Raw genomic sequence first — 19,272 nt, 5'->3', positions numbered from 1 at the left:
CCGAGAAGGAGGAAGTTCTATGAGCATACTTAGACGAATGCGGGATATTACCGTGGCAACTCTAAACGACAGGCTAGAGCAAAGCGAGGACCCGGTACGCTTGATCGATCAGTATCTCGCAACCCAACGGGAGCAGATTCAACAATCCGAGAGGTTGTACTCCCAATGCGTACACCATGCGGAATCATTAAAGCGGCAATACATGACAGCCAAAGAAGTGATGGAGAAGAGAGAGCAGCAAGCCATGCTCGCCCTGAAGGCCGGAGAAGAGGAAGTCGCCCGGCTGGCATTACAGGAGAAGATGACGCAGGAAGAAACTTATTTAAGATATCTGGAACTGTATGAGAATGCACGAGGCCCGATTGCCGAACTGGAGGATCAACTCCGATCCTTGCGGGCGGACTATCAGGAGGTAGCGGCCAAGCGAAGCTACTATCAGGCCAGAATGGAAACGGCCCGCTTGCAGCAGAAGTTGAACGAACGGCTCAGTGGGGGTGGGGGAACGGAATATACTTACCGGATGTTCAATCGCCTGGAGGAGCGAGTCTCCGATATGGAGATGGTCGCCAGATCGTTGAAGGAAGTCAGGGATGTGACGAAAGAAGCTCTGTACGAGGCAGGAAACACCATTAAGTCGGCCTTGGATCAAGAGATGGAGCAATTAAAGCGTAAGCTGGAGAAGGAGGGTTGGACCAAGCAATGAAAAAGTTGTATCGCTCACGCAAAGACAGCAAGCTGTTCGGTCTGTGTGGCGGGCTGGCGGAAATGTTGAATGTAGACTCGACTCTGGTGAGGCTCGTTGTGGTAGTCACGGCAGTATTCTCCAGCGGCACCTTGATTCTGCTCTACTTCATCGCCAGCATGGTCGTACCGAAGGAGCCGGACCTGGGAGGACCTACGTTCGGGATGCCCGGCGGGAACCCGCATTCTTACGGCTATAGCGGTCCTTATACCCAATCCGCTCCGAAATATGAGCCGCCGCAGCCGAAACCGTCCGATCTGGATGAGATGATGAAAGATATTGAGAAGAAGGCTTTACAGAAAGAAATCGAAGAATTAAGAGCCAAAGTGGCTAAATACGAGAAGGGAGATGTGTAACAATGGGAGTATTTTCGAGAATTAAAGATATGACGAAGGCATCTATTCATGAAGTGTTGGATAAGGTGGAAGATCCGATTGTAATGCTTAACCAGTATTTGAGAGATATGGAGGAGGAAATAGCACAGGCTGAAGTAACCGTCGCGAAGCAAATTGCCAACGAACGCAAGCTGCGCCAGCGTGTCGAAGAGGCCGAACGCTACAGCATGGAGCGGGAGCGGCAAGCGGCCGAGGCTTTGAAGAACGGTCAGGAAGCGATAGCGAGACAAGCGCTCGAGGAAAAACTGTATTACGATCAGAAAGTGACCGAATATGGCGAAATGCATTACCAATCCAAGAGCCAGGCTGACGAGCTGATGAAGCAGCTCCATGAGATGAAGGATGAGTTCTACAAAATGCGCAACAAGCGCAACGAGCTCGTATCCCGCGCCCAACTGGCCAAGGCGAAGAAGCAAATGTCCGAGGTCGTCTATAACGGAACGATCGGAGGAGGCAAAGCATTGCGCGGCTTCCACCGCATGGAAGAGAAGATCATGCAGCTGGAAGTGGAAGCGGAAATCAGCCGCAAGCCTTATGGCTACACACCGGCAGGCCCCTCTTACGGAACCGGGACCGTTGATCTGGCGAAGAAGCAGGCCGTGGACGAACAATTGAGCCAATTGAAAGAAAAGCTGGGCTTTACCGCAGCCGCTCCGGCGGAAACAGCGGGTGACAATTCGGAAACAGAAGCAAAATAGTATTGACGGACATATCCAATGTGGTATGCTATGGGAGGAAAAGCCATTGGGCGGCAAACGGAGGCCTTATGGCTTTTCTCCACTGTAATTACTTACCTACTACTTGGCATATGACTTGCAGGGGGGTGCGACATGGAGGATCAGAAAACAAACCGAAACCGCAATGCCTATCTTCTTTTTATCGGTGCTGGGGTATTTTTGCTTGTGCAGCATGTATTCGGGTTTGAAGCCATTGTCGCCCTTTTCCTTATTTTTCTAGGTGTTCAATATATTCAATCGGATGCCAAGAAACGAGGCTACGTCATGCTGGCGATTGGCCTGCTGTTCATCATGGGAGACAAGATGACGATTGTCGTCGCCCTGATCTTTATTTTTCTCGGACTCTTCTACTTAAAGTCCAAGCAGCAGCCCAAAGAATCGAATGTCCGGCATAAGCAGCGGATTATAGACAGTGTGAAGTATGATAAAGGCCCCTGGGTTCTGAATAACTTGAGCCAATGGAGTTTGATCGGGGAAATGCATATGGACCTGTCGCTCGCTATCTTCGAAGAGAAGGAAGTGACCGTCGTTCTGCAAGGGGTCATTGCCGATATCGACCTGATTGTCCCCGAGGATGTCGGAGTCTCCATTGAAAGCTCGGTGCTCTTCGGACAGATTGATGTTCCGCATCGTAAAGAAGAGGGAATGCTGAACAAGCTGAGCTGGAAATCTCCGAACTATGACATTTGCGAAAACCGGGTTAAATTTGTAGTATCCTATGTTGTAGCCGATATAGATATTAAGGTTGTCTAAGGATGGATGCATATTTCCTTGAAGAGAGGGGGACTGGAGCTTGAAGAACAGACTAACCAATATGATATGGAGAACTATGGGGGAGTCTATTCTTTTCAGTCTTCTTCTTTTCGTTATTATTCTCTATATTTTGTACACCTACGGATATCTTGACACACCGGAAAAATGGAAGGATGCTATCGTTATCGGTTTTGTTCTGCTGGCGGCCGTCATTGCCGTCGGCGCCGTATTCGGATATTGGCAGGCCAGCCGAATCAGCATGCGGATAGAGCAGTTGAGGGAAATCATGCTTCTGTTTGAAAAAGGAAACCTGTCCCGCAAGGTGCCTCCGCTTGGAGAAGATGAAATCGGCCGGCTGGGAGAACAGCTTAACCGGGTGAGCAAGAAATGGGAGGAGCAGATCAGTTCGCTCCAGAGGCTGTCCAACGACAACGCCCAGCTTGCTGAGAAAGCAAAATATTCGGCGGTCATAGAGGAGCGGCAGCGGCTTGCCAGAGATCTGCACGATGCGGTCAGCCAGCAGCTTTTTGCCATTTCGATGACAGCCACTGCGGTTGGCCGTACACTGGACAAAGACTTCGACCGGGCGAAGCGGCAAATCCATCTCATCGAGGAAATGTCTTCCGTGGCTCAATCCGAGATGAGGGCGCTGCTCCTGCATTTACGGCCCGTTCATCTGGAAGGCAAGCGTCTGGCGCAAGGCTTGATCGAGCTGCTTAAGGAGCTGCAAGCCAAGACACCGATCGAGATTTACTGGGAGATGGACGATGAAATCCAGCTTCCCAAAGGGATAGAGGACCACCTGTTCCGCATCGTGCAAGAAGCGCTGTCGAACACGCTGCGCCACTCCAAAGCAACGAAGATGGAAATCAAGCTGCTGCAGCCTCCGGAAGGAGTGCGATTATCCATCCGTGATAATGGGGTGGGCTTCGTTCTGGACGAGAAGAAGCTGGCCTCCTACGGACTCGTATCGATGAAAGAGCGTGTCAATGAAATCGGGGGCTCGATGAACGTAATTACGGCACCCAACAGAGGAACGCGCATCGAAATCCGCATTCCGATTATGGACAATGAGAAAGGAGAAAGAGTGGAAGATGGAGCAACCCATTAAAGTTCTGCTGGTGGACGACCACGAGATGGTACGCATCGGATTGGCTGCTGTTCTGGGAACGGAGGAAGGAATTGAGGTAGTCGGCGAAGCCAGCAACGGGATGGACGGAATTCGTCTGGCGCAGGAGTATAAGCCCGATGTCGTTCTGATGGATCTGGTTATGGAGGGAATGGACGGGATCGAGACCACCCGCAAGCTGCTGCAGATCTATCCGGATTGCAAAGTAATTGTACTGACGAGCTATTTGGACGATGAGAAAATGTATCCGGTCATCGAAGCCGGAGCCTTCAGCTATTTGCTGAAAACGTCCAGAGCTTCGGAGATTGCTCAGGCTATCCGCTCCGCGGCCAAAGGGCAGCCCATTCTGGAATCTCAGGTGGCCACCAAGATTATGAACCGGTTCCGGCAGCCCAAACAGGAGCAGGCTCCCCATCATGATTTGACGGACAGAGAGATGGAAGTGCTTCGTCTGATTGCCAAGGGGCATTCCAACCAGGAAGTCGCTGACGAGCTGTTTATCGGAATTAAAACCGTCAAGTTCCATGTCACCAACATTCTGGCCAAGCTGGGTGTGGACGATCGGACCCAGGCGGCGATCTATGCACATAAGCACGGTTTGGCGGACTAATGCCTGAGAAGTTCACCAGGGTTCTTTGATGAAAAGGTATATAGCTTTGACTACTCCGGCTTCCCCCGTTACAATATAGTCATGTTAACGGAATGGAAGATTTTCTATTTCCGGACATCAACATCTTCCATCAACGAGGTAGTTTGGCCTCGATCACTCCGGCAGGAGTTCTTTCTTTTATTGGCATGAAAAGCTGGCTCTAATACCGGGTTGTTCATCTCCAGTCCCTGGGCCCGCAAGTACCCGGTATAAGCTTCGAAGGTTATACGTCACTTTTATATTTACAGAGCTCCGTTAAGGGCTTTACATACCACATAAGATCTTAAAGTTCTTTACAGCATTGATGCGTCGTAAATAAAGATACTTATTGGCATGGAAAGTTACAACTAAGACCGGGTTATTCATCATCGAAAGTAGCTCCGTTAAGAGCTTTACATTTAATAAAGCGGAGGGGTCTCGCTATGAATTATACTAAAATCGTTGTCATTGCCGTCATTATTATCGTGTCAGTACCCTTCCTATGGCTGGTGCGCAAGAAATACTTCAAGTAAAATCCCATAATGGGCCATCCCTAGGGGGATTTAGAAAAAGAAGGTCCATGCTGGCCGTAAGCAAAGGAAGCCTCCTAGCTCCATTCATTTCCCATCCTTAAAGAAATCTTTTTCATCAGACGGTTGTTCCTCCCCGGATAGCTCATACCATGGATTAAGGTGCACCAGGACCTCATCCACCTCCTCGTGAGCCTCCATGATCGAATGTTTGATTTCTCTGCTGATATTATGTCCTTCCTGTACAGTCATTGTGCCGGGAACACCGATCCGCAAATCCACAAGAATGTAATGGCCGTGCTCACGGGCACGAAGACGGTCTATTCTTTTCACCTCGGGATATGACCGGACAATGCTCTCAAACTGCCTCAGCTTGACCGGATCCACTGTTCTTTCCATCAAAATATCTATCGCTTCCTTCCCCATATCCCAAGCCAGCTTCAGCACCAGCAGGCTGACTATGATTCCCGCAACCGGATCTCCATAGCCGAGCCAGGCAATATTGTAGGCCGCTCCCACCATTCCCAGCCCGATCCCGATGACGGCGGCTATAGAAGCATAGACATCGGCGAGATGGTCATACGCTGTAGCTATCAAGCCTTTGCTGTTTGTCTTGCGGCCCAGCCGGATGGTATAGAGGAACAATAACTGCTTCCAGACAAGCGAAACGGCGGCTGCGGTTAGAGCTATCCAATGGGCGCCTGTTAGCGGCGGGCCAAGCAGCGCCTCGAACGAATGGTAGCCTATCCAAACAGCCGCAATCGCCAGGATGATAGCGACGAGTCCGGCACCGATCACTTCCGCCTTGCCATGCCCGTAGGGATGGTCCTTGTCGGCCGGGCGATTGGAGATTCTCATCGAGCCGAGGGCGGCTGCCGAAGCAATCAAATCCCCCGCATTATGTACGCCATCTGCAACAAGCACCTGGCTATGAAATAACCAGCCCACCGCCAGCTTGATGACCGTTAATAAAGCATTGCTGATCAGACTGATCCAGGCGGCGAATAATGACTGACTCTTATTGTTTGCAGACGTTTTGTGCGGGTCCCCGTGGCTTTCCATTATTTCCTCTCCTTCCGAGAACTGTATTATCCTGTCCGATTGAGACCTTACCGGTTATGCCTTCAACATTCCTTTGATTTAAGCAAGTTCATTAGGGTAATAAAGACCTTAACTGTTAATTTGAATGTTGCCCTCGAATTTTATGTAACATTATTCCCTGAAAGTGAATAGTCCTTGCAGTAAGGGCGCAATATGGATCGAAAAAAGTGTCAGCGGCTCTATTGGACTATTATCCCCTTTGCTCAGGCGGGGGGGGGCTATACGATATTGCGTCGACAAGTAGCTGTAAATTGAAGAAAATCGAGTGCCCTAAGTACAGAAAAACGGGTCAACCGCATGAGTTTAAGGACCCGTAATTGGAGCAACTCGCAATACACCGCATGAGCTCCAAGGGCCTGTAAGTGCAGAGACTGATCAATACCGCAGAGTGCCAAGGGCCTGTAAGTGGAGCGACTGATCAATACCGCACAGACGAGGACCCGTAAGGTGGAGCGACTCGCAATACACCGCATGGGTGCCAAAGACCGGCAAAAGTGCAGGTCTTTTGAAGAGTTTTGGGTGAAATCGGCCAAAGACCGGCAAAAGTGCAGGTGATTTCGGCCAATTGGCTGATTTTTCGATTTTGGCGGCGAAAGACCTGCAGAATTGCTCGTCTTTCCCGGGATTTATCGAATTTTTGCAAAATGACCTGCACTTTTGCTTGTCTTTGAAGCGTGGCATCAGCGGTTTGCGAAAATTAGGTGTTTAGCCGACTATAGCGACAGGAAGATTACCTCGAGGTACTCGCTGTCGCCTTCCACCGAATGGCGATAGAAATATCGTCGCGAAATACTCGGTCATCGCCATAAATTAAGGAGGACAATTTCCACCTGATTGGAATGACGTTGGTCTACAGCAAAGCTCACCTTCATCGCGTAGGATAGAAGAAGGCAGAGAATGCTGGGGGTGAGACGATGCAAATCCGGCCAAGGAACAGGGAGCAGGATGACCGGTACATCTATCGCATGGTGTATGAGGAACTGCTGCCCTATGCCAATGCGGCAAGACCCGATACCAGGATCAGCCGGGCGGAAATTTCACGAAGACTTCAACAAGGAACCGTATGGGTAATAGCTCCCGGTCGTAAGGGGAAGCCGGCAGGTTTTATTTCCTTTTTTCGGCGAGACCGGGATTTGCATATTGACATGCTTGCCGTCGACCGGCACTTTCAGAGCCGAGGTTTGGGAGGTAAGCTGATGGAGGCGGCGGAGCAATATGGAATGGAACGGGGCTGCCAAGCCGTCAAACTGTTTGTGGATGAGCCGAACCCTCTCGCTCAGCAATTTTATTTCCGCAGAGGGTATACGGTATCGGAATATTATCCGTCTTACCGTTGTTTTTTGCTGAATAAGCATTTGTAGAATTACTAGAAGAGTACCTGTCTCCGTCTTACACCACTATACACGCAGGTGCGTAATACCGGCTCTTAATGGCTAACAATGTTACTCATACCATCGGAGTATGCTGAATAGCCTTCGTGTATCCCAATATCGAAGCCATATCATTACGTGTTGTCCGCCGACAACGTTTAAGATACACACGGCTTACAGATAATTCACTACGGATCAAGTTAAAGGTGCACGGGGCCCCAGATGATCTACTGCGGATCAACGGAATAAAAAAAGCTTCTAACGGAGCCTCTTCGAAGACGAATAACCCGGTTTTAAAGGTAGCTCGTAGCTTTTTATGCCAATTAGAAAGTTTGTTCCATTTTAATGCTTTAATGAACTTAAACTTTCTAATGTGGTAAGAAAAAACCGGGAATCTGCAAGACGAGAGGACAGGGCCGATTCCCGGTAATCTGAAGAAGCCTGAACTTCTATAGGGGCATAAGGAATAATTGATCAATCGAGTCCGCATCAAGCTCGACCCGGCTGCCGAACGGGTTCGGCGGATAGAACGGCCAAGGCTCGGCTCCCTGATCGAAGCCGACTTCATCGGGAATCAGTCCCGCCGTAAATGCGGGCTTTCCGGAGGCCCTTCTTCCGGCTCTTTTTTTCCGCTTATTCCTGCGGATGCGTGCCGTTTTGCCTTTGCTGCTTGCAGCAGCGGGCTCCACCCATGGAGCGTTATCGTTCAATATTAACTGGCCGTTGTGAACGCCTCCCAGAATACCGATTTGTCGGGCACCATCCTTCATAAGAGCTACAACCGGATACCCCCGGAACGGATGGCAGGTTTCTGGATCGACCGGGTAGATTCTGTACACCTGCTTGCACCTCCTTAGTCAATTCACAATAGTATATTCACCTATTGCGGCAGGCGAATAGACGAATACCGGGGGTGCCCGCCCATTTTATTGTTTCACCGCGATGGCGATTCTTGAGCGGATATGCTAAACTGTTGGAATAGAAACGGGTAAGCTCGTTACATATAACCTCGTAAGGGAAGAGATGAACCATGCTTGAGACCAATCAGGAAAAAGTGAGAGAAACAGGAGTTCTGTTCTTTATTTTCGGAGCGACCGGAGATCTCGCCAGCCGCAAGCTGTTTCCCGCTATATACAGCTTGTTTAAGGAAGGCAAGCTGTCCGACAAGTTTGCGGTCATCGGCTTAGCCCGCCGCGAAAGAAGTCGGGAGCAATTTCATGAAGATGTGCTCCGTTCGATTCAGGAATTCGCTCGGTACAAGGCATCCCCCGACGATCCGGAATGGGGCCGTTTCGTGGAGCATTTTGAGTATATGTCGCTGGACATCAATCGGGTAGAGGCGTTCAACGAATTAAATATAGCGGCGGAAAGGCTGGAGGAGCAGTTCGGAATAGCCGGTAACCGGTTGTTCTATCTGGCGCTGGCCCCGGATTTGTTCGGAAGCGTTGCCCACAATCTGAAGGCGGGGGGACTGCTTCAGACCGCCGGGTGGCACCGTCTCGTTATCGAGAAGCCGTTCGGATTCGACCTGCCTTCCGCGGAGAAGCTGAATAAGGAAATCCGGGAAGTCTTCGAGGAGCATGAAGTATACCGGATCGACCACTACCTCGGCAAGGAAATGGTTCAGAACATCGATGTGATCCGCTTCGCCAACGCGTTCTTCGAGCCTCTCTGGAACAATAAATATATCGCCAACATTCAGATTACGCTTGGAGAAACGGTGGGAGTGGAGGACCGCGGAGGGTATTACGATCACTCCGGGGCCCTTCGTGACATGGGGCAGAACCATATGCTCCAGATGGTCGCCATGATGGCTATGGAGCCGCCGAGCCGTCTTCATCCGGAAGATATCCACGACGAGAAGGTTAAGGTGCTCCGTTCTCTAAGGCCTTTCACCTCCGCGGAGGATGTCCGCAAGCATGTCGTACGCGGGCAGTATACGGAAGGACAAGCCAATGGACGGGCGCTGCCCGGATACCGGTCGGAGGATAAGGTAAATCCCGATTCGACTACCGAAACCTATTTCGCCGCCAAGGTCTATGTCGACAATTTCCGTTGGGCGGGGGTTCCTTTCTACATTCGGACCGGCAAGAGACTCCCGGTGAAAACAACCGAAGTCGTCGTCGAGTTCAAAAATATGCCGAAGAACGTATACCATGGCAGGAAAACGGGACTGGAGCCGAACCTTCTTGTTTTCCGCGTGCAGCCGATGGAAGGCATCTATATTAAAATTAATGCCAAGAGACCGGGCTCTGAAGGCGTTATCGTTCCGGTGGCGATGGATTTTTGCCAAAGCTGCCAGGTCGGCTTGAATACGCCGGAAGCGTATGAAAGACTGCTGTTCGATGCGGCCAGGGGCGATTCGACTTACTTTACCCGCTGGGATGAGGTTGCCCTTGCTTGGCAATATGTCGATCAGATTGCTTCCGCTTGGGCTGAGGATGCGAGTGATCTCAGAATGTATCCGGCAGGCTCCTGGGGACCGGAGGAGGCCCAGGCTTTGCTGGAGCAGGACGGCTTCCACTGGTGGCCGGTCAATGGTCAGCAGGAGTCGGAAGTGGTCTGGGTGACCAATCGCAGCGAATAGGAGAAGGCAGGAAGGACAGGCGACCGCCATTCCTGTTCGGGCCACTTGCGAATAGCAGGTGGCCTTTCTGCATTCCCCGGCGAAATATGGCTTATTTCAGCACCAGCGCTTCAGCCGGCCGGTTATCTATGAAATGCCGGCATATCCAATGAAAAAGGTGCAGGATAAATAAAAAGTGACTATAATAAAAAATACGGATCGTTCATAGAAGGATGTGAGGCCGTGACAAGAAGAGCTTTTTTGAAATGGCTGCTGAGCCTTGGTGCTGTGGCCGCGGCCTTTGGTATAGGATTATGGCGAGGATGGTTTGGCGCAGTCAACCGTTCCTCAGGGCAAGGCGGTTCCTCCGCCTCCGCGCCCCCGGAGCCGCCTCCTCCCGAAGCAGAACAAAACGCGGGAGAAACAGGACCGTTGTTGACTCTGCTGATCCTTAGCGATCCCCATATTAATCCCGACCTGCCCGAGCATAGCAAGCATTTGGCTCAAGCTTTGGAAGATATGAAGAGGCTGCCCAATCCGCCGGATTCGGTTGTGATTACCGGTGATTTGACCGATTATGGACGCAAGCAGGATTATCAGGAGTTAAGAAGAGTCCTGGACAGATTCGAGCTTCCCCCTCTCTATGCGAATATGGGCAATCATGATTATTACGATATTTGGATCAATGAGCAGGGTCAGTTCAATCGTGAAGGAATGCCTAACGGCAAGTCGGATGCCGATTCCCGGGAGTCCTTCCTCAACTTCATGGGCCAGGAGAAGCCATATCGTGATGTATGGATCAAGGGGGTTCATCTTATTCTTTTATCCCAGGAGGCTTATGTAGAGGAGAGGCCGGAGGTAGGAGAAGGAGCCTGGTATTCCGATCAGCAGATGGCCTGGTTCAAGGAGCAGATGGAGCAGCATAAGGACGGCAAGCCGGCCTTCGTCATGATTCATCAGCCGCTCCCGCCCGCCGGGCAGGACGGAGGCTCGCATCGGCTCATTCGCGCCAACGAATTTCGCGATATTGTGAAAGACTGCCCGAACGTATTCGTGTTCTCGGGTCATCAGCATCAGGATTTTACTAACGGCATGAACCATTATGTTAAGGAAACCTTCCATTGGTTCCACAATTCCTCGGTCAGCCGGGTGATGAATCGCCGTTACGAGAACGCCCGGCCGGAGGCGGCACAAGGCCTGTATGTTGAAGTTTATGAAGACCGGGTCTTGTTGAAGGGCCGTGAATTTAGCGACGGGACCTGGATCGCGGAAGCCGATTGGCTCGTGGAACTGGCTCGCGGGGCCTAATAATCACCAGTGTTTCCAGAGCGAGAGCGGCAATAGTTTCTGTGTTCAACTATCCGAAAGCTTGTACAACGCAAGCAATAGAAAACAAGAGATGCATAGCATCATGTGCAAGTCATTATCTTTCGGGACAATTTATATATGGAAAGGGAATAGCACCGTATGACGACTAAATTAAGTCAAGAGCTGCAAACGGAGGTTGACAGAAGAAGGACGTTTGCGATTATTTCTCACCCGGACGCCGGGAAAACGACACTAACCGAGAAGCTTCTGCTGTTTGGCGGCGCCATTCGCCTGGCGGGAACGGTTAAGGGAAGGAAAGCGAATAAACACGCGACCTCGGACTGGATGGAAATCGAGAAGCAGAGGGGAATCTCCGTCACCTCCAGTGTCATGCAGTTTGATTATAAAGGCAACCGTGTGAATATACTGGATACCCCCGGCCACCAAGATTTCAGTGAGGATACCTACCGCACCCTGACAGCCGCAGACAGCGCCGTCATGCTGATCGATTCGGCCAAGGGGGTCGAGGTTCAGACCAAGAAGCTGTTTCAGGTTTGCCGCCAGCGGGGAATTCCGATTTTTACCTTCATCAACAAGCTGGACCGGGAAGGACGCAACCCGTTCGACCTGCTGGAAGAGCTGGAGCAGGTGCTGGGCATCCGCTCTTATCCGATGAATTGGCCGATAGGTTCGGGCAAGCAATTCTGCGGGGTGTACGACCGGGAGAAGACACGTATCGAGCTGTTCCAGGGGGACGATCACGATAAGATAGAGGTGCAGCCCGTCAGCGGGTACGACGATCCGGCCATTAAAGAAATCGCCGGTGACTATTTGTACGAAAGGCTGTGTGAAGATCTCGAGCTGCTGGATGTCGCGGGAGATCCGTTCGATATGGAGAAGGTGAAGCAAGGCGAGCTGACTCCAGTTTTCTTCGGCAGCGCGATTAACAATTTTGGCGTACAGACATTCCTGGAGAATTTCCTGCAGCTGGCGCCCAAGCCGGAACCGAGGGAAAGCTCCGCCGGCCGCATTGAACCGACGAAGGAGCAGTTCAGCGGGTTCGTGTTCAAAATTCAGGCCAATATGAATCCGGCGCATCGCGATCGCGTCGCGTTCCTGCGAATCTGTTCCGGCAAATTCGAGCGGGGCATGTCCGTCAAGCATGTGAGGGCAGGCAAGGAGATCAAGCTATCCCAGCCGCAGCAATTTCTGGCCCAGGACCGGGATATTGTAGACGTTGCCTATGCGGGAGACATTATAGGCCTGTACGATCCGGGAATTTTCCGCATCGGAGATTCGTTAAGTCAGGCCACCGAAATCGTCTATGACGAGCTGCCTACGTTCTCTCCCGAGCTGTTCAGCAAAGTAACCGTCAAGAATGCCATGAAGCATAAGCAGTATCAGAAAGGGATCGATCAGCTGACAGAGGAAGGAACCATTCAAGTTTTCCGGACGATCGGCTTCGAAGACACGATCCTGGGCGTGGTCGGACAGCTTCAATTCGAGGTGTTCGAGTACCGGATGAAAGCGGAGTATGGAGTGGACGTTATGCTGCAGCGAATGAATTTCCAGTTCGCCCGCTGGCTTGTCGGTCCCTCGATCGACCCCGGCAAGTTCCGGATTAATTCCCAGCTCGTCAAGGACAAGAAGGATAATTACGTGGCTTTGTTTGAGAATGAGTATGCGCTTCGCACCGCCATGGAAAAAAATCCGGATCTTCAATTTTTGAATGTAGCTCCGTAAATTACTGTGGGGGCGAACGGAAAGGTTTGTCTAACTGCAAGCAAGCGGGAGTTGTCAAACGGCTTGCGAACCTCGGGGAATCCGGTGGACCCATAGTCTTCACCGGATTCATGTCCCGCCGGGGGCAGGTACCTGACCCGACAAGCATGATCGGATAAAATGAAAGCGATAACAATTTGTCTTGTCCGGATCTACAGATAAGCGAGGAGGAGCTGGGGTATGGTTAAACCGATCCGCTTATGGAGGAGAATGAGCTTCAAGAAGAAGCTGCTGGTCTATTCTTTGCTGCTAAGCGTTATTCCCGTCATGCTTCTCGGCCTGATCTCCTCTTACATGGCCGGAAGCAGCGTGCAGGAGGAGGTGGACCGCAATCATCGGATTATTCTTAAACAGATGGAATATCAGATGGATGGTATTTTGAAAAGCCTGGACGCCTCTTCCCTGCAAATTGCCAGTGACCGGACCGTGGAGAAATCAGTCCGGCTCGGGATCTCCATGGATTCGTTGGAAGCCTTGGAAACGACATTGGAGATGAAAGAAATCATTCGGCAATACCGCAGCTATAACGGGACGCTCTTCAACGTATCATTGGTGTATAATCGGTTCGGCCAAGTGTATTCCAATCATTACGGAATGCTTGCGCTCAACGATTTTCCCTATTACGAGCTGATTAAATCCGCCAGGCCGATGTATATGGGAGCGACGGTCGTCCCTCCCTATACCTATCCGCAACAAACCGAGTTTCTCCTGCTGCGTCCGGTGCCGATTAATTCTCCGGTTATGGAAGGCTGGCTGCTGCTGCATGTCGACCCGGAGATTATAGAGGAGGTTTTCCAGTCGGTCAGCCTGGGCAACGGGCGAAAGCTGCTTGTGATCGACGAGCAGGGACGCATCGTGCTGAGCAGCAATAAAGCCGATATCGGTACCAAGCTCACCGCCACCAATGATTTGCATCAATTTTGGCAAAATCCTTCCAGCTTTACAGGACCTTATACATACAATAAGCAGCAATACCATCTGTCTTCGGAGAAGTCCTCCTTCAATAACTGGACTTATCTGGCGATGACTCCGTATTCCGAGTTAACGGCCAAATCTGATCATATCCAACGGCTCACCTGGATAACCGTCATCATTCTGATCGGACTCTGGATGTTGATCTCCGTCATCGGATCGCATCGGCTATATTTTCCGATCCAAAGGCTTGCGGGCAAATTCTCCGGATCGGACCGGGAGGCGGATGATCTTAATGCTCTGGACTCCTATTTGGAGAAGGTACTGAGGATCAATGAAGGGCTGCAGCTTCAGTATCAGGAACAGCTTCCCCACTTGAAGGAAAGCGTGCTGTTCAAGCTGCTCAGAGGAGAGATGACCGAGGATGAGTTAGCCGTCCATTCGGCGAATAAACATTTGGCGCTTGACGGAAGCTGGTTCTATCTATTGGCTCTGGAAGTGGATCAGCCGGTTAAGTTTTGGCGGAAATATCAGACCCGAGACCGCTCGCTGATGATGTACGCTTTGTCCAAGCTGATTCAGGAAATTTGTGAGGAGATGCCGACCTGTGTGACGTTGACTCCCAATCCGGGACAGATCATCTGCATTCTCGGCACAGAACGGAATGATGATGCGGCATGGAGCCGGATCAACGAAATGAGCCGTCTCATCCGGGAGAAGGTGAAAGAATATTTTCAGCATACGATTACCGTCGCCATTAGCGATGCCCAGCCTTCCCTGACGGCTGTCAGCCTTGGCTATGAACAAGCGCTCCAACTGCTTCGTTATCGTTTTGTAATGGGCGGGAATGCGACCATTACCCGCGAGATTGCGGAGAATTCAACGATGCTCCGGCAGTTCAATCATTTTTTCGCCAAATGGCAGAGAAGGATTCTGGCAAGTATTGCCGAGGGGGATATAGAGCAAGCCCGGAACCAGTTCGCGGAAATGATGGAGGACGTCCCTCATTTTATGGCCAATGTGGAAAGCGTGCTTGGCTTGATGGCTTATTTGCTTGGGGAAATCGACCAGTGCTTGCAGGATAGAGGCTATGATCTTCATGAATGGATGGATGATCAGCTCTATATGAATATTTATTCCGCCTCGTCCCTCGAAGAGGTCCGTCAGTGGTTCTGCAATGAGCTATTCCCGTCCATTCAGCGCGAGATGGAGCAGTCCCGGCAGTCCAAACAGGCCTTGCTGATCAGCCAGGTGATTGACTACATTCTTGAAAGATTCGAGACGGATTTATCCCTGCAGCAGGTCGCGGAGCATTTTCACTGTTCCCCCTCCCAGCTAAGCCGCGCTTTCAAGGAAGAGAAGGGGATCAATTTCGTCGATTATCTTATCGACTACCGAATGAACAGGGCGAAGGAATGGCTGGCCCATTCCGATTTATCGATTAAAGAGATTACGGAAAAGCTGCGTTACGCAACGACTCAAAATTTTACCCGTGTCTTCAAGCAGTGCACGGGGATGCCGCCGGGAAAATACCGTGAGCAATTTCGTCAAGGATCTTAGCATCGGGAAGCGCGGGCTGGATTATAGACAGGTATAATACCTTTCTTCCTAATCGGGGAAAGGTTCTTTTTTTGCCTGTTTTGTTTCTTATTTTGCCCTGATTGTATGCAAGAATGGAAACTTCCCGTTTGCCGCCGTTTCTTGTACAGTACGGTTACAATCCGAATGAAAGGAGAGAAGCCGACCATGAAACCGGCTGCAGAATCGAAAACGCATTCAAGGATACCCGTTCAATCCCCCGCCGGATGGGGCCGGATGAGGAAGAAGATATGGCAGAGCCGCTATATGTATGTATTTGTGCTGCCGGGCTTCCTTTATTTTATCATCTACAAATATGTTCCGCTGCTGGGGTCTGTCATTGCCTTCAAAGAATACAGCCCATTCCAAGGGTTTATGGACAGTCCCTGGGTCGGCTGGGCCCATTTTGCCAGGATTTTCGATAATGCGGAAGTGGTGCAGGTGCTGATCAATACGCTGGTGCTGTCGTTTCTGCAAATCGCCTTTGCCTTTCCGGTTCCCATACTATTGGCGGTTATGCTGAACGAGGTTCGCCACGAACGATTCAAGAAGCTTATTCAATCGATCGTCTACCTTCCGCATTTTTTGTCTTGGGTGGTGGTTATCGGAATTGTAACGATTTTCCTGCGAAGCGACGGGCTCATCAACGGGATCCTGCAAGCCTGGTTCGGCATGGAGCCGATTCTGTTCCTGCAAATTCCCGCCCTGTTCAAGCCGCTGCTCGTATTGGAGGTCATCTGGAAGGAGTCGGGCTGGGGAACGATCATCTTCCTCGCGGCCTTGGCGGGAGTCAATCCGGAGCTCTATGAAGCGGCCGTAGTCGACGGGGCCAGCAGGCTGCGGAGGATCTGGCATATTACACTTCCCGCGATCCGCAGTACGGTAGTCATCTTGCTTATATTGCGCCTTGGTACCGTACTGGACAACGGTTTCGAGCAGGTGTTTCTGATGCTGAATCCCTATGTGATGGAAGTGGGAAATGTGCTGGATACTTATGTTTATTACAAAGGCATTTTACAGTCGGATTTCAGCTTTGCCACCGCTGTTGGCCTGTTTAAGTCCGTCGTAGGGCTCATTCTGGTGATCGGGGCGAACCGGCTGGCCAAGAGATTCGGGGAAGAAGGCATTTATTAGCAGATATACACCGGGAGGGATACGCATGTTTCACCGAACCGTCGGAGACCGGATTCTGGAGACGGTCAATATCGTGCTGCTTGTGTTAATCGCCGTCAGCATGTTCATTCCTTTTCTGTATATTTTCTCGGTCTCCTTCTCTTCCATGAAAGATTTTCTGGAGAATGATTTTATTCTGTGGCCCAAGGAATGGGTGGCGGACGCGTACAAGTATATTCTCGGCAACGACCGCTTCATCCGGTCCATCGGGGTGACGGTCTTCATAACGGTAGCAGGAACGCTGATGAATCTGCTCTTTACGATGACGATGGCGTATGGCTTGTCGCGGGATTTCGCGGGCCAAAGAACGATCCTTTTCATGGTGCTGTTTACCTTCCTGTTCGGAGCCGGCATTATTCCGACCTATCTGGTTGTCAAAGAGACCGGGCTTCTGGACTCCGTCTGGGCGCTCATTATACCTGTGCTGATCAGCCCGTGGAATCTGATCGTTATCCGCCAGTTCTTCCGCAATATTCCCGAAGAATTGCACGAGGCCGCGATTGTGGACGGAGCCAATCCTTTTACGATATTCGGGCGCATCATCCTTCCGCTGTCCAAGCCGGCGTTGGCCACCTTCGGCCTGTTCTACGCTGTCAGTCACTGGAATTCTTATTTTACGGGCTTGATCTATATCAGCAATCCGGCCAAGTGGCCCATACAGGTGCTGCTGCGCCAAATTGTCGTCGTGAATGACAACACCTCCTTGCTGGAGCAGCAGACCTTGGTTCAGCCGCCCCCGGCGGAGACGATTCAGATGGCCGCTATTTTGTTGGCGACGGTCCCTATTTTGGCGGTTTATCCGTTTCTGCAGAAGCATTTCGCCAAGGGGGTGATGCTCGGTTCGGTCAAAGGCTGACTATTTCATGCCGGCGTTCCGGGAATCTGTCCGATTTATCGATGACGCAACGATTCCGGGATGACAAGAGGGTGGCACAAGATTCGCTCATTATAAGCGGAGGTGGTCGTAATGACTAAAAAGAGATGGATAAGCGCGGGCTCGGTGCTGATGACGGTGGCTTTAACAGCGGCGGCCTGTTCGGGCGGGGGCTCCCAGGGAACTTCCCAGCCTTCCGGGGAGCCCGGGGCAAAGCAGGCGGAAGAGAACAAAATGCATGAGATCAGCTTCATGAACTTCGCGTATACGATTTTTCCTGCGGCGGAGGGCGCCGGAGTCGATGCCATCAAGGAAAAATTCAACGCTCATATCAAATCACAATTTATATTGCAATCGGATTTTAACAGCAAGCTGTCGGTCGTCATGGCCTCTGGCGACATGCCGGATGTCGTGGCGATCAAGGATCTGGATTCGAATTATTATAAATGGGCCAGGCAGGGGGCTTTTCTTCCGCTGGATGACTATATCGACCAATACGAGACGTTTCGCATGGTTCCCGATGAAATTTGGGATCAAATCCGTGTAGACGGCAAAATCTACAGCATCCCCATGTATGCCCCCACCTATGTGTTCAGCAATATCATCCGGAAGGATTGGCTGGACAACCTCGGGCTGTCGATGCCGACCAATTATGAGGAACTGCTTGAGGTAGCCATTGCCTTTACCAAGAATGATCCGGACGGTAACGGCAAGGACGATACGTACGGCTTTGCTCTTGGAGAAAATATTTCACCTGAATATATGGCAGGAGCTTATTGGTCCGGAGGCTGGTACCACAAAAATGAGAACGGCGATTATATTCCCGGAATCATCGGCCCCGGGCGTAAAGAAGTGATTGAAACCTTAGCGGCGGCGTACAGGGAAGGAGCGGTGACCAAGGATTTTGCCGTGCTCAACTGGGCGCAGGCAAATAAAGAATTTTATTCCGGCAAGGCGGGGATTTTCATCGGCACTCCGACCGGGATGGTAGAAGAGTATTATACCGGATTGCTGGAAGTGAATCCCGAGGCGCGGCTGGCTTCGATTCCTCATTTCGTAGCTCCCGACGGGAGTCAGGGACGGCTGCTGGGGCAAGGATATTTCGGCCTGTCCACTCTATCCTCGAAGCTGAAGAATGATCCGGAGAAGGTCATGAAAATACTGGAGATTATGGATTATGGCCGGCAGTTCATCCCGGTGAATGAGCGAACCCCGGACAATGAAGTGTTTGATTGGCTAATGGGGCACGAGGGAGTGGGCTACGAGATGGTGGACGGCAAGGCGGTGCTTAAGCCGGGCTCGGAGAGCATTACGCCGATTCAATATATGCTGCAGCGGCATGAATTTTGGAAGCCGTGGGCACCCAACGATGAAGCGAATCAATACTCGATCGCTTCTTACAACGATCCGAGAATGCAGCAATTTATCGCTGAAATCGAAGAGATGGAAGCGACATACAACAAAACCCCTTATGCGGATCCGAGCCGCGGTATTTTCTCTGAAGCTCAATCTTCCAAAGGAGCCGATTTGCAAAAATATATTATCGGAGAGCAGACGAAGATGATTTCCGGTCAACGCCCGCTATCCGATTGGGATCAAATGGTCAAGGAATGGATGGGACGAGGGGGCGCGGATATCATCAGAGAGATCAATGACGGAATTAAAGAAAGAGGAGCGGCCAAGTAAATTGCCGA

16 protein-coding genes are annotated in these 19,272 nt (G+C 51.1%); 14 read left to right on the top strand and 2 right to left on the bottom strand.

Translation table 11 applies throughout. The annotated features are described in order from the left end of the window. Positions 1 to 19: 19 nt before the first annotated feature. The 6 genes from FS806_RS01565 (at position 20) to FS806_RS01540 (ending at position 4,366) form a co-directional block, all read left to right on the top strand. Positions 20 to 703 (top strand): PspA/IM30 family protein, encoded by a 684-nt coding sequence (locus tag FS806_RS01565; RefSeq protein ID WP_144932478.1) that lies wholly within the window; start codon positions 20 to 22, stop codon positions 701 to 703. Continuing rightward, a complete protein-coding gene (locus FS806_RS01560; protein ID WP_144932475.1) occupies positions 700 to 1,098 on the top strand; it encodes a PspC domain-containing protein in 399 nt (132 codons plus the stop codon). Before FS806_RS01565 ends, FS806_RS01560 begins: the two co-directional genes overlap by 4 nt. A gap of 2 nt (positions 1,099 to 1,100) precedes the next feature. Beyond that, complete coding sequence (locus FS806_RS01555) at positions 1,101 to 1,835, top strand: PspA/IM30 family protein (RefSeq protein WP_144932473.1); 735 nt, start codon at positions 1,101 to 1,103, stop codon at positions 1,833 to 1,835. 132 nt (positions 1,836 to 1,967) lie between these two features. Then, positions 1,968 to 2,627 (top strand): cell wall-active antibiotics response protein LiaF, encoded by a 660-nt coding sequence (gene liaF / locus FS806_RS01550; RefSeq protein WP_144932472.1) that lies wholly within the window; start codon positions 1,968 to 1,970, stop codon positions 2,625 to 2,627. 61 nt (positions 2,628 to 2,688) lie between these two features. Next, entirely contained in the window at positions 2,689 to 3,738 is a 1,050-nt protein-coding gene (locus tag FS806_RS01545; protein ID WP_144932550.1) for a sensor histidine kinase, read from the top strand. Continuing rightward, positions 3,722 to 4,366 (top strand): response regulator, encoded by a 645-nt coding sequence (locus tag FS806_RS01540; protein WP_144932471.1) that lies wholly within the window; start codon positions 3,722 to 3,724, stop codon positions 4,364 to 4,366. Before FS806_RS01545 ends, FS806_RS01540 begins: the two co-directional genes overlap by 17 nt. Before the next feature lie 635 nt (positions 4,367 to 5,001). Here the strand turns inward: FS806_RS01540 and FS806_RS01535 are convergent. Beyond that, positions 5,002 to 5,976: a cation diffusion facilitator family transporter gene (locus FS806_RS01535; protein ID WP_144932470.1), complete on the bottom strand. Its 975-nt coding sequence runs from the start codon at positions 5,974 to 5,976 to the stop codon at positions 5,002 to 5,004. Positions 5,977 to 6,929: 953 nt separating this feature from the next. Between FS806_RS01535 and FS806_RS01530 the strand changes: the two genes are divergently transcribed. Next, entirely contained in the window at positions 6,930 to 7,376 is a 447-nt protein-coding gene (locus FS806_RS01530; protein WP_144932469.1) for a GNAT family N-acetyltransferase, read from the top strand. 458 nt (positions 7,377 to 7,834) lie between these two features. Here FS806_RS01530 and FS806_RS01525 read toward each other — a convergent pair whose 3' ends face one another. After that, complete coding sequence (locus tag FS806_RS01525; RefSeq protein WP_144932468.1) at positions 7,835 to 8,224, bottom strand: hypothetical protein; 390 nt, start codon at positions 8,222 to 8,224, stop codon at positions 7,835 to 7,837. A gap of 191 nt (positions 8,225 to 8,415) precedes the next feature. Here FS806_RS01525 and zwf point away from each other — a divergent pair, with 191 nt between their 5' ends. The 7 genes from zwf to FS806_RS01490 all read left to right on the top strand — a co-directional run bounded on the left by zwf (position 8,416) and on the right by FS806_RS01490 (position 19,264). After that, the gene (gene zwf / locus FS806_RS01520) at positions 8,416 to 9,972 is read left to right on the top strand and encodes a glucose-6-phosphate dehydrogenase (RefSeq protein ID WP_144932467.1); all 1,557 of its coding nucleotides are present in this window, start codon (positions 8,416 to 8,418) and stop codon (positions 9,970 to 9,972) included. A 222-nt stretch (positions 9,973 to 10,194) separates the two neighbouring features. Next, positions 10,195 to 11,259 carry a metallophosphoesterase family protein gene (locus FS806_RS01515; protein ID WP_144932466.1) on the top strand — a complete coding sequence of 355 codons (1,065 nt, stop codon included), beginning with the start codon at positions 10,195 to 10,197 and terminating at the stop codon, positions 11,257 to 11,259. A 159-nt stretch (positions 11,260 to 11,418) separates the two neighbouring features. Further along, entirely contained in the window at positions 11,419 to 13,002 is a 1,584-nt protein-coding gene (locus FS806_RS01510) for a peptide chain release factor 3 (protein WP_144932465.1), read from the top strand. Between the two features lie 219 nt (positions 13,003 to 13,221). Then, on the top strand, positions 13,222 to 15,513 hold the full coding sequence (locus tag FS806_RS01505) for a helix-turn-helix domain-containing protein (RefSeq protein WP_144932463.1): 2,292 nt from the start codon (positions 13,222 to 13,224) through the stop codon (positions 15,511 to 15,513). A 255-nt stretch (positions 15,514 to 15,768) separates the two neighbouring features. Continuing rightward, the gene (locus tag FS806_RS01500) at positions 15,769 to 16,665 is read left to right on the top strand and encodes an ABC transporter permease (protein WP_260981934.1); all 897 of its coding nucleotides are present in this window, start codon (positions 15,769 to 15,771) and stop codon (positions 16,663 to 16,665) included. A 25-nt stretch (positions 16,666 to 16,690) separates the two neighbouring features. Then, positions 16,691 to 17,560: a carbohydrate ABC transporter permease gene (locus FS806_RS01495; RefSeq protein ID WP_144932459.1), complete on the top strand. Its 870-nt coding sequence runs from the start codon at positions 16,691 to 16,693 to the stop codon at positions 17,558 to 17,560. Positions 17,561 to 17,671: 111 nt separating this feature from the next. After that, a complete protein-coding gene (locus FS806_RS01490; protein WP_260981933.1) occupies positions 17,672 to 19,264 on the top strand; it encodes an extracellular solute-binding protein in 1,593 nt (530 codons plus the stop codon). The last annotated feature ends 8 nt before the right edge of the window (positions 19,265 to 19,272 follow it).

It is taken from the genome of Paenibacillus sp. 32O-W (assembly GCF_007679495.1).
Taxonomy (GTDB): Bacteria; Bacillota; Bacilli; order Paenibacillales; family NBRC-103111; genus Paenibacillus_L; species Paenibacillus_L residui.
Note: the sequence above shows the minus strand (reverse complement) of the source record. Positions and strands in the feature narration are given on the sequence as shown.